Origin of the sequence: Gillisia marina (assembly GCF_000258765.1) — a bacterium.
Taxonomy (GTDB): domain Bacteria; phylum Bacteroidota; class Bacteroidia; order Flavobacteriales; family Flavobacteriaceae; genus Gillisia; species Gillisia marina.
On sequence record NZ_AJLT01000046.1, the window covers coordinates 1 to 11,980 of the forward strand.

An 11,980-nucleotide genomic window follows, 5' to 3' on the forward strand; every position below is an offset into this window, starting at 1 on the left:
ATTGAGCGAAGTCGAAATGCTCAACCTGACATCCCTACTACACATTATAAGTTTGATATGAACATAACTACTGACTTCTAAAATAAAATTTTTTACATTTATATAGCTTTTTTTAAAAGCTTCAATAAGATTAAAGGCACTTATTTACTATCTTTAAGTGTTTCAATATAAGCTATTTAATATCTCCACTATTATAATAGAAAATAGTTCCGAAAAGATATTTCCCCGCCATTAATTATTCTTCTAAAAATGAATAGATGAAAATATATGACGATAAGCACATTAAAAATGTAGTTTTTGTGGGAGCACATAACAGTGGTAAGACCACTCTAGCCGAAACTATGTTATTTGAAGCGGGCCTAATAAACAGAAGAGGCAGCGTAGAGGCTAAAAATACAGTTTCAGATTTTCATGAAATAGAACACGAAAAAGGAAATTCGGTTTTTGCCACTCCTTTACATACCGAATGGCGGAATTACAAGATTAATATTATCGATACCCCCGGACTCGATGATTTTATAGGAGAGATCATTTCTTCCATTCATGTGGCAGATACAGTAGTAACTGTTTTAAATGGGCAACATGGGGTAGAAGTAGGCACCGAAATTATTTGGAGCTATATCAATAAATTTCATAAACCCACGCTGTTTGTGATAAATCAGATGGATCATCCCGGATTTAATTTTGAAGAAAGTTTTAAAAGCATCTCGAGGCTGGTAGGCAATAATGCGGTAAAAATGCAATATCCAATTATTCAAAATGGTTTGTATTGCATTATCGATTTATTAAAAATGAAAATGTATCAATTTTCTGCTGAAGGAGGGAAGCCTAAAAAACTGGAGATTCCGAAAGATCAAAAGGAATTAGCTGAAAAACTACACAATGAATTGGTAGAAAAAGCAGCCGAGAATGATGAGGAATTAATGGAATTATATTTTGAAAAGGGAAGTCTCACTGAAGATGAAATGAGAAAAGGCATAAAAGCAGGAATGCTTAATTATGATCTTTTTCCTGTGTTTTGCATGTCTGCCTTAAATGATATGGGAAGTGGAAGACTGATGGGTTTTATAGATAATGTAGCACCGTCGGCTTCAGATTTGGTTAAGTTTATTAATATAACCACTAAGAAAAAAGAGGAGCCAACGCTACTCTTTGTTTTTAAAACAGTGCATCAACCTAATTTAGGACAAATAACTTTCTTTAAAGTTGTTAATGGAGAGATTAAAGTAAATGATAGAATATATAATTCCAGAAATGGAGAATCGGAAGTCTTAAATCAGCTTTTTATAATGGATGGGAAAAATAGAAATCCCGTTAATAAATTGAGTTTTGGAGATATTGGAGCTACCCTAAAATTAAAATATACTGAAACCAACGATGTCATTTCCACAACCGAAGATAAATTGGAAATTAATCCTATTCAGTATCCAGAACCAAGAATAAAAAAAGCAGTTTTTGCAGTAAATACGAAAGATGAAGAAAAGCTAAATGAATCTCTAAAAAAAATTCATAGTCAGGATCCAACGGTGCAACTCAGTTATTCAGATGAAACTCATCAAATGATACTGCGATGTCAAGGGGAGTTACACCTGGCAACCATAGATTGGACCTTAAAAAATATCTATGGAGTAGAGGCCAGCTTCAAAAAGCCTAAGATCGCTTTTAGAGAAACTATTCAGAGAGCTTCTGCTGCCAACTACAGGCATAAAAAACAATCTGGAGGCGCAGGACAATTTGCACAGGTCCACATGAAAATTGAACCATGGTATGAAGGAATCCCGGAACCTGAAGGCCTGAGTATACGTGGAAAAGAAGAGGTGGATCTTCCTTGGGGTGGGAAGTTGGTTTTTTATAACTGTATTGTTGGTGGTGCCATTGATCTACGATATTTAACGTCTATCATGAAAGGTATTTTGGAGGTGATGGAAGCGGGCCCACTTACCGGTTCTTATATTAGAGATGTGCGGGTTATGGTTATAGATGGTAAGATGCACTCGGTAGATTCTAACGATATCTCCTTTAAAATTGCCGGAGCTCATGCTTTCAAAGAAGCCTTTTTAAATGCAAATCCAAAATTATTGGAACCTCTTATGGAACTCACTGTTAAAGTTCCGGATGAAATGATGGGAAATGTAATGACAGAGTTGCAAACAAGACGTGCAATTATCCAGGGAGTAGATTCCAGCGACAAATATCAGATCTTAAAGTGTATCGCTCCTAAAGCTGAATTATTTGGATTTTCTACAGATCTAAGATCCCTTACTCAAGGCAGGGCTAGTTTTCAAATGAGTTTTTCATCCTATCAACCTGTACCAGTAAATATTCAGAAGGAATTGGTGAATAATTAAATAGTTCTATTTTTAAAGATATGTGAAGTTTAAATTATCGTTCTTCCTGTAAACTTTGTTGAAATTTGATTCTTCATTTTCAAAAATCAAATTAATGTTAGATCGTAAAATGAATGTTCTTGATATTTTTTTTTTCAAAAAAACTAAACTATTTTTTAATTTCTATTTAATTGATTCTCTTTTAGTTTTCTGTCAATTTTAATTCAAAATGTATCTTAATAATTATTCAAAGAAAATCTTTGGTGTAACAAATTTACGCTTGAATCGTCAATTATATAAGGTTTATATCTTTTTTAGAAGTTAAGACCTTTCATCAAATTTTAACCAATCAATACGTTTTATGAGATTATTTTTTATTACAATTCTTTGTTTTCAACTAAACTTTAGTTCATCTTTTTCCCAAAATGATTCAATAGATTCATTTATAAAAACCCAAATGAATGCTAAGAAAATTCCGGCATTACAACTTGCTATTATAAGAAATGGCGAAATTGTAAAAACTGGAAATTATGGTGTTACAAACCAGGAAAACGGGAGCTTAGTAAATTCAAACACTGTTTTTGCTTTAAACTCTATCACAAAGGCTTTTACCGGTGTTGCGGTAATGCAATTGGTAGAGGAAGGGAAATTGGATATTAATAAACCAGTTTCAACCTACCTAGAAAACCTTCCGGAATCTTGGAGAGCTATCTCGGTGAAGCAACTACTTAATCATACTTCAGGAATTCCAAATATTATGGATTATAATACAAACCTCTTATCTAAAAATAATGAAAAGGAATCATGGGATATGGTGCAAGAATTACCGATGGATTTTGAACCTGGAGAAAAATTTAGATATAACCAAACCAATTATTTATTAATTGGAAAAATAATAAATAAGGTAAGTGGAATGCCATTTTCAGATTTTATTCAGAAAAGACAATTAGAAAAAATAGGAGCCAATCGAACTTTAGAAGCAGGTTTTACACATTATGAGGATATGTTGCCTAATGCTGTAATCGGATATGTTTATTCTCGAGAAGGGGAATTAGTTAGTGTTGATGAGATCTTTACTCCTTCTTTAAGAACCGCTGCAGGGATGAGTTCAACTGCAACAGAATTAGCTCGTTGGATAATTTCATTACAAAAAGGAGAACTTCTTGATAATGAAGATAGTTTAAAGTCTTTATGGAAACCTGGTAAGTTAAATAACGGGGATATAGGCGGATTCAATAGATTGCTTAACGGATATGCATTAGGCTTTCCAATAATTAAAAGAGAAGAGCACCCGGTTGTTGCACCAGTAGGAGGAGGTCGTTCTGCAATGTTTATATATCCTAAAGATGATCTTAGTATAATAGTGTTAACAAATTTATTAGGTGCCTCTCCAGATAGTTTTATAGATGAGATTGCTGGTTTTTATATTCCGGAAATGAAGTTAAAAAATGGTTTTGGTCTACCTAAGAATATTAAGAATTTACGCTCACAGCTGGAAATTAAAGGCTATAATAATGCTTTGGAAATTTACAAGCATTTAAAAGTTGAGAATCAGAATTTTGAACTTTTGGAAAACGATATCAATCATTGGGGGTATACACTATTGAAGCTAAAAGAAAATAATAAGGCACTGGAGATTTTTAAACTTAATATAGCGTTATTTCCAACGAGTGCTAATGCTTATGATAGTCTTGGAGAAATGTATGTGGTACTGGAAGATGCTAAAAAAGCGCTTAAAAATTACCGGGAATCTCTTAGGCTAAATCCAAATAACAAGAACGCTAAAAATTATATTAAAGTTCTTGAAACTAAAATTTAGATAATATTAAATCATAATAGAACTTAAGTCACTAATAGGTTTATAATTGAAAATTTTTAAACAAAGCGCAGGTAAAAGTATCTGTGCTTTTTTATTCTTAAAAGGTAGTTGATATGATAAGAGGAAGTTATCTAATCCTATTTAACTTCTGCTCTGGCATTCAATCCAATAAAATTCTTTAGTGAATCGAGCAAATCCTCATCAATGGCAGTAATCCATCTCACCTATTCATAATCTGAAAAGAATCTACGTGCTAGAATTTTTAAACTATTTAGTCTAACCAAACAACACATTTCCTAAGAATAAGTTTCAGCCAATCTAGACATCCTATTAATTACAAAAAATCTAAAATTGATTTCTTAAATAAGGTGAAACACAATATTCTCATTTCAGAATTACATTTAAAAAAAAGTAGGAGCAACATTTATAAAAATCCTATTTTGAATAAAAATTGAAAATAATCTTAAAATTCTGTGATTATTTATAAACCTTGAACACTAATAGTTTAAACAAGATTCTTTTAATGTCCAAAGAAGAAAAATTTACACAGCTAATAAAAGAGAATGAAGGGATCATTTATAAGATCACCCGAATTTATTCAAACAATGAAGCTGACTTGCAAGACCTATATCAAGAGATCGTTTTTCAACTTTGGAAGAGTTTTGATGATTTTAGAGGAGAATCCAAAGTGAGTACCTGGATGTACAGAATTGCATTAAACACGGCTTTATTTCATTTAAACCAATCCAAAAAGAATGGGCAACGCGTGGGTTTAGAAAAGATAAATCTAACCCAGGAGAATTACGATCCCATTTTAGAAGAACGTCTAGCTATTATGTACCAGCATATTAAAGCACTTAACGATCTGGAAAAAGGAATTATCCTACTGTTTTTGGAAGGGAAAAAGCATGAAGAGATTGCTGAAATTACCGGAATTACCGCTACAAATGTTGGAACACGAATTGGCCGAATAAAACAAAAATTAAAAGAAACAATTAAATCTTAAGACCATGCAACTAGAAGAAATGAAAAGCCTTTGGGATGAGATGAGTCTCAAAATAGATTCACAACAACAATTAACTAATAAATTAATTATGGAAATGACTCAGCAAAAATTCAGAAATAGATTTACCACCCTGTCTCTTTACGAAACCTCAGGAGCCGTAATTTGCTTTTTAGCAGCGATATTAATACTTGTGAATTTAAATAAGATGGACACTTGGTATCTCATGCTATGCGGAATCCTTTCAGCATTGATTTTGATCATCTTACCAATTTTAAGTTTACGAGCTATAAATGGGATGAAAAAAATCGATTTCATTAAAAGCAACTACAAAGAGACGCTTGTGAGGTTCACAAAACGTAAAAAGAATATGATGCTGATTCAGCAATTTAGTATGGGAATTAGTATTATATTAATGTGGTTGGTTGCTCCGGTTTTCTTGATGATCTTTAGTGGAAAAGACTTTTTTATGCAAGATTATTCAACCGGAACCTTAGTGTTTTTTGCTGCCACTACTATCGGTGTTATTTTCTTCGTTCGATGGGGATATAGATGTTATAAAAGAATTACCGCTTCCGCCGAAAAGGACTTAAAAGAATTGGATATATAAAAGTTTTAAAACTTGCTATTTAACTAAATATGAATTGCCGTTTCTTTTTATAGGAGCGGTAATTTTGCTATTTTTAAGTTTTACAGTGAGAGCCTAAATAATTGTATGCTTTCGTAACATGTAATAAAAGAGATCCTGAAATAAATTCAGTGTGACAAGTTTTAATTCAAGCTTTCTAAGCTCTTCATCTAAATCTTTAAATATGAGTTATTTTACAAATGATTTTTCCCAGTTCTTTATGGAGCTGGCCGGAAACAATAATACCGAATGGTTTCATGCGAATAAGCAGCGTTATGAAAAAAGTGTAAAAGAACCCTTTGAAGCATTTGTTGGAAAAATTATTGAGGAGATTAGCAAGTTGGATCCTGACTATGAAATTACACCTAAGGAGTGTGTTTTCAGGTTGCATCGAGATGTACGATTCTCTAAGGACAAATCTTCTTATAAATTATTTTCTTCTGCAGTTATTTCTCCAAAAGGTCGAAAAGATAAAAGTATTCCAGGACTATATCTTAAATTATCTCCCGAGGATATGGATATTATTGGCGGTTGCTACGATCCTTCAACAGAACAACTCAAAAAAATAAGGTCATCAATAAGTAACGATCCAAAGGCTTTTCGAGCCTTGATAGATCACTACGATTTTAAAGATCAATTTGGAGAAGTACAGGGAGATGTAAATAAAAGGATCCCAAAAGAATTCCAGGAGGCTTTCAAAATAGAACCTCTTATTGCTAATAAACAATTCTATTATGGTGCAACGCTTCCGCCAGAAGCAATCACCAATAAACATTTAGATTTTATCGTGATGGAATATTGGAAATGTATGCGCCCCATTAATGATTTTTTAACTGAAGCTATTAGTTAAAAATGGAACTGAAGGAAATGATCCAGCAGTTTCCTATAGCTACTCCAAAGCCATTTATCAAGGAAAACTTTATGGAGTAAGCCGAACTGATTTTAACAAGGGGAAAAGTATAAAGCTGTATGCGGAAGAGCTGGGCGGTCATAATTACATCAGTCTAAATTTCTATTCCACCATAACCTCTGAAATTATAAAACCATGCGAGATGGAAATAGAAAAAGTCAGTCATTTCCTTGTGAATGCTGAACTATGGGATGACTAAAAACTTTATTGAATAAATCTTTTTTACTTAAAAATTTACATTCATAATATTTAATTCTCATAATGATAATTAAAACTATTTTCTTGTAATACATTCATATACTAACAAATAGCTACTGTTTATCTAGAAAGACCAAATGCGATAAATGATAAATCTATCTAGGCCTTTTATATTAATTAATGATTTTTCTTTCTTTTATTGTAACAAATAGGTAATTAAGGGGTCTTTTAGATACATCAATTAACCATTCAATGAAGTTATCTTTTTTTCCCCTCCTCCTAATCGCATTTTGTTTTAATGCAAATGCACAAGAACCAAAAAAACAACTACAAATACAAAGAACTCAGGAAGCTCCAAAAATTGATGGGGTTCTCGATGATGCAGCATGGGCAACCGCTAAAGAAGCCGTTGGCTTTACTCAGTTTAGACCAAATATGGGTGTTACAGATACCGAAGAGAATAAGACGGTCGTAAAAATGACTTACGACAACTCTGCATTGTACATCTCTGCGCATTTGTATGATGACCCTTCAAAAATTTCAAAACAACTTTCGAGTCGGGATAATTTTGGGAATTCAGATTTCTTTGGGTTTATCGTGAATCCCAATAACGATGCACAAAATGATACAGAATTCTTCGTATTTGCTTCTGGTACACAAGCCGATGCTATTGCTAGTCCTAGTGTAGGAGAAGATTTTAGTTGGAATAGCGTATGGAGTAGTGCAGTAAAGATTGTAGATGACGGTTGGATTGTAGAGATGAAGATTCCATACCGCTGTCTTAGATTCGATAACACCAATATAGAAACTTGGGGAATCCAGTTCCATAGACGTTTTAGAAGAGATGAGTCTCAATATACTTGGAATCCTATAGATGTTTCTAAGGGAAATATTGGTCTCTATCATGGAGAGCTAAATGGATTAAGCGATATAGAACCTCCCACGAGGCTTGCTTTTTATCCGTTCATATCTACTGTACAAAACAGTTTTGATGGCGTATACGAGTCTAATTTTAATGCTGGGTTGGATGTGAAGTTTGGACTTACTGAAAATTTTACCTTGGATGCCACCCTTATTCCTGATTTTTCACAGGCAGGTTTCGATAATATCACCTTGAATCTTGGGCCCTTTGAGCAAACATTTTCTGAACAACGTCAATTTTTTACGGAAGGAGTGGATCTTTTTTCAAAAGGAAATCTGTTTTTTTCAAGAAGAGTGGGAAGCGCGCCTATTACAGATCCTGTGACTTCGGCAAATGAAGAAGTTGTGGATTATCCGGAATCTGTGAAAGTATTGAATGCTATTAAAGTTTCAGGAAGAACAAAAAAAGGACTAGGACTAGGATTCTTTAATTCCTTTACTGAAAAAGCCGAAGCCACTATTGAAAATATAGATACTAAAGAAAAGCGAAACGAAGTGGTCGAACCGTTTACCAACTATAATATCATTGTGGCAGATCAGCAATTTAATGGAAACTCTTCGATTGGAATTATAAATACCAATGTAACACGAGAAGGTTCTTTTAGAGATGCCAATGTTACGGCACTTACTTCTAGTATCATGAATAAGCGAAATACCTATCAGGTTCGTGGAGATCTTAAAATGAGTAATCTTAATCTGGAGTCTGGTATAGAAACCGGCTTCAGTTCATTTTTTGCAGCCCGTAAAGCACATGGTAATTTTAGATATAGCATAGATCACAGCTATGCCGATACCAAATACGATCCCAACGATCTTGGTTTGCAGTTCAGAAATAATTATAACGACTTCGGAATCGATATTAACTACCGCACATTTGAGCCATCTGGTAAATGGAACCGTTATTTTGCAAATTTTTATGTGAATTACACAAGGCTTGCAAATCCAAGTACCTTTACGGGCTTAGGAATGGGAATAAGTGCAAATGGGAGCACTAAAAAGTTGAATGAAATGGGCTTTAATATTAATTTACGTCCAGGAAAACAATACGATTATTTTGAGCCTAGAAAAGAAGGAAGCTTTTTTATCACAGAAAATGGCGTGAATCTAAATGGATGGTGGCGATCCAACGACAATAAAAAAGTTGCATTAAGCGCCAATGTAGGAGCAGAGACACTTTTGGAAGACGGTCGTGATTATTTTAATTATTGGTTTGGGTTTGGTCCTAGATTCCGATTTAATGATAAGTTTAACTTATCCTATTTCTTCTCTCGTGATCATTACCTAGGAAATCGTGGCTATGTTACTCAGGTGGGAGAAGATGTGATCTTTGGAGACCGAGACAGAGTAGAGATCGAGCAAACCTTTAATGCCAGTTATAACTTTAATCCAAAAAACACATTATCTCTTACTCTTAGAAATTATTGGGGAACGGTAGATTATGAAGATCAATTATTTAGTTTGCAAGATAATGGTCGCGTAACCAATACTACAGGCTATACTAAAAGTACAATTCCAAATAATCCGGATATCAATTTTACAACTTGGAATTTCGATCTTAGTTATTCCTGGCAATTTGCACCCGGAAGTTTTGTTACTGCACTTTACAGAAATCAGTTATTTAATTTCGATAATGCAGCACGGGATTCTTACACTCAGAGTATAGATACCTTATTCGAAAAACCTATTAATCATGTTTTTTCGGTAAAATTGCAATACTTTTTAGATTACAATCAGATCTCCGGTTTGTTTAAGAAAAATGACTAAAACAGTCAAATATCAGTTGCTATTATGCTGTAAATCAGTTTAATATAATTAATTTGCGTTATTGTTGAACCAATTAAATTATATTAAAATGGAAACTACAGTATTGAGAAAGGTTGAGAAAAATGCGGAGACTATAAGACTCTGTTATGATGCTTTTAATGAAGGAGATTTGGAAACCGTTCGCAAAAATTTTCATAAGGATGTTACCTGGATGGTACCGGGAAAAAGTTCAATGTCTGGTAGAAAAACAGGCTTGGTTGCGGTTATGGATTTTCTTAAAAAGGTAGGAAAAGAAACGCAAGGTAGTTTTAGGGCGAATCTGAAAGAGCTTGCGCTAAGCGAAGATGGACACGTAATAGCTATCCATACGCTTACTGCCAAAAGAAATGAAAAGCATCTGGATCAAGAATGCTGTATGGTCTTCGAGTATAAAGATGGAAAAGTCATTTCCGGAAAAGAGTACGGATTTGATCTTTATGCTTTAGATGATTTCTGGAAATAGCCATTTTAACTAAAAGGATGTACCTATCCTTTTAATAGCTCATTCAAACCTTCGGATAAAATCCGGAGGTTTTTTTTATTCATTTGACGCTTGCATGCATTTATACAAGCTTCAATATAAATAGCGCCCACACAGCATTTAAAAACTACATTTGCGCTTTGGTAAACTCAGCACTAATTTTTGTAGCATTTTGCTCTATCTTCTGCTGAATTAAGCTTAGCGATTTAGGTTATGGAGAAGAAGGAAACAGTAATAAAATCAGCGATCACTTCCGCAGAAATTGAAAGCTGTATAGCGGTTTTGGCACAATTGGTAGAGAATACAGATGAGATTTTTGAGATTCCTAAAGAACAAAGAACGGAACTTTTGAAAGTAGCGGGAATGTTTTCCAGACCCAATCGCGATGAGTTTTCCCGCCGAAAGAAAGATGGAAAGAAGGCAGCGAAGCGCAAGCAGGAGGCAAAAGATAAAACAGCACGTAAAGAAACAGGGATTAGAAATGCCCGAGAAGCTTCAGTTTTTGTAGCTCCAAAATTGCTTCCCATGGCACATCTTGTCAATAAGGAAGTACTGGAATTAGAGACTCCCAGAAAATGCTACGTCTGCAAAACAGAATTTACCAGAATGCATCATTTTTACGATTCCATGTGTACCAGCTGTGGCGATTTCAATTATGCAAAGCGTTTTCAGAATGCCGATGTAAAAGGACAGGTAGCAGTGATAACAGGTTCCCGTTTAAAGATAGGATATCATATTAGTTTGATGCTTTTGCGTGGTGGGGCAACTGTGATTGCGACCACGCGTTTTCCAGTAGATTCTGCGCTAAGATTTTTCAAAGAAGAAGATTTTACCGAATGGGGACACCGTTTAAAGATCCACGGACTCGATTTACGGCATATTCCAAGTGTAGAGATTTTTTGTAATTATATAGAGCAAAAATATGAGCGATTGGATATTCTCATTAACAATGCAGCGCAAACCGTTCGTCGCCCTGCCGGCTTTTATCAGCATTTAATGCCAAATGAAGAACGTCCGATTGCTAGCCTCCCAGAATATGCGCGCGATCTTTTGGTAGATCATGATAATTGTTTACAGGAGCTAAAGGGGCTAACAACAGGAACTTCTCCCAACACCAATATGCCGGTTACATGGCATGGACCCGAACCTGGAATTGGACTGAGGGCTTCAGCAAAATTATCCCAGATTCCATATAGTTTTGATAATACGTTGGTTGCTAAAGAAGTCTTCCCTGAAGGTGAATTGGATGCCGATCTGCAACAGGTTGACCTAAGAAAAACAAACTCTTGGCGTTTGAAACTCGGTGAAATTGAAACTACCGAGATGATCGAAGTACAATTGGTAAATTCTGTAGCTCCTTTTGTGTTGTGCAATAGGCTTTCGGAAATAATGAAAAAGGATAACACCGGGAAGAAACATATAATTAATGTTTCTGCGATGGAAGGGAAATTCTACCCTGGTTTCAAAGAAGATCGGCATCCACATACCAATATGGCTAAAGCAGCATTAAATATGCTTACGCATACTTCTTCCGGGACTTTAGCTAAAGATGGTATCTTTATGAATGCAGTAGATACCGGTTGGGTTTCAGATGAAGATCCGGCCGCCTTGGCTAAGCTAAAACAGGAACGAGATGATTTTCAACCTCCTTTAGATATTGTAGATGGAGCCGCCAGAGTAATGGATCCCTTATTTGATGGTATTAATAGCGGAAAGCATTGGTGTGGGAAATTTTTAAAAGATTACCGACCAATTAGTTGGTAGGAATTTTTTCGATTAGTTATAGTCAACATTCCAATTATGTATCTCTGAAATACATCCTAACAGATCTATCTTGTAGAAAACTTCTTTTTTGTAAGTGTAGTTCTTCCCCGGCGTGAAATTTTTGAA

Annotated in this window: 8 protein-coding genes; all 8 read left to right on the plus strand. The window is 34.5% G+C overall.

The window, feature by feature from the left end:
* Positions 1–257: 257 nt before the first annotated feature.
* The 8 genes from ON07_RS11220 (at position 258) to ON07_RS11255 (ending at position 11,854) form a co-directional block, all read left to right on the plus strand.
* Positions 258–2,348 carry an elongation factor G gene (locus ON07_RS11220; RefSeq protein WP_010231396.1) on the plus strand — a complete coding sequence of 697 codons (2,091 nt, stop codon included), beginning with the start codon at positions 258–260 and terminating at the stop codon, positions 2,346–2,348.
* Positions 2,349–2,688: 340 nt separating this feature from the next.
* Positions 2,689–4,146, plus strand: a complete 1,458-nt coding sequence (locus ON07_RS11225) for a serine hydrolase (RefSeq protein WP_010231399.1) — start codon at positions 2,689–2,691, stop codon at positions 4,144–4,146.
* Positions 4,147–4,669: 523 nt separating this feature from the next.
* Positions 4,670–5,152 (plus strand): RNA polymerase sigma factor, encoded by a 483-nt coding sequence (locus tag ON07_RS11230; RefSeq protein ID WP_010231401.1) that lies wholly within the window; start codon positions 4,670–4,672, stop codon positions 5,150–5,152.
* A gap of 4 nt (positions 5,153–5,156) precedes the next feature.
* Positions 5,157–5,759, plus strand: coding sequence for a hypothetical protein (locus tag ON07_RS11235; RefSeq protein WP_010231403.1), 603 nt, complete (start codon positions 5,157–5,159; stop codon positions 5,757–5,759).
* A gap of 202 nt (positions 5,760–5,961) precedes the next feature.
* Complete coding sequence (locus tag ON07_RS11240; protein WP_010231406.1) at positions 5,962–6,627, plus strand: DUF2461 domain-containing protein; 666 nt, start codon at positions 5,962–5,964, stop codon at positions 6,625–6,627.
* Positions 6,628–7,137: 510 nt separating this feature from the next.
* Positions 7,138–9,570, plus strand: coding sequence for a DUF5916 domain-containing protein (locus ON07_RS11245; protein WP_010231408.1), 2,433 nt, complete (start codon positions 7,138–7,140; stop codon positions 9,568–9,570).
* A gap of 88 nt (positions 9,571–9,658) precedes the next feature.
* Positions 9,659–10,072: a nuclear transport factor 2 family protein gene (locus ON07_RS11250; protein ID WP_010231409.1), complete on the plus strand. Its 414-nt coding sequence runs from the start codon at positions 9,659–9,661 to the stop codon at positions 10,070–10,072.
* Between the two features lie 231 nt (positions 10,073–10,303).
* Complete coding sequence (locus ON07_RS11255; RefSeq protein WP_010231413.1) at positions 10,304–11,854, plus strand: SDR family NAD(P)-dependent oxidoreductase; 1,551 nt, start codon at positions 10,304–10,306, stop codon at positions 11,852–11,854.
* The last annotated feature ends 126 nt before the right edge of the window (positions 11,855–11,980 follow it).

Excerpts from the sequence above, each read along its gene's own strand:
- ON07_RS11220 (WP_010231396.1), top strand. The coding sequence starts at position 258 with ATGAAAATATATGACGATAAGCACATTAAAAATGTAGTTTTTGTGGGA.
- ON07_RS11225 (WP_010231399.1), top strand. The coding sequence starts at position 2,689 with ATGAGATTATTTTTTATTACAATTCTTTGTTTTCAACTAAACTTTAGT.
- ON07_RS11230 (WP_010231401.1), top strand. The coding sequence starts at position 4,670 with ATGTCCAAAGAAGAAAAATTTACACAGCTAATAAAAGAGAATGAAGGG.
- ON07_RS11235 (WP_010231403.1), top strand. The coding sequence starts at position 5,157 with ATGCAACTAGAAGAAATGAAAAGCCTTTGGGATGAGATGAGTCTCAAA.
- ON07_RS11240 (WP_010231406.1), top strand. The coding sequence starts at position 5,962 with ATGAGTTATTTTACAAATGATTTTTCCCAGTTCTTTATGGAGCTGGCC.
- ON07_RS11245 (WP_010231408.1), top strand. The coding sequence starts at position 7,138 with ATGAAGTTATCTTTTTTTCCCCTCCTCCTAATCGCATTTTGTTTTAAT.
- ON07_RS11250 (WP_010231409.1), top strand. The coding sequence starts at position 9,659 with ATGGAAACTACAGTATTGAGAAAGGTTGAGAAAAATGCGGAGACTATA.
- ON07_RS11255 (WP_010231413.1), top strand. The coding sequence starts at position 10,304 with ATGGAGAAGAAGGAAACAGTAATAAAATCAGCGATCACTTCCGCAGAA.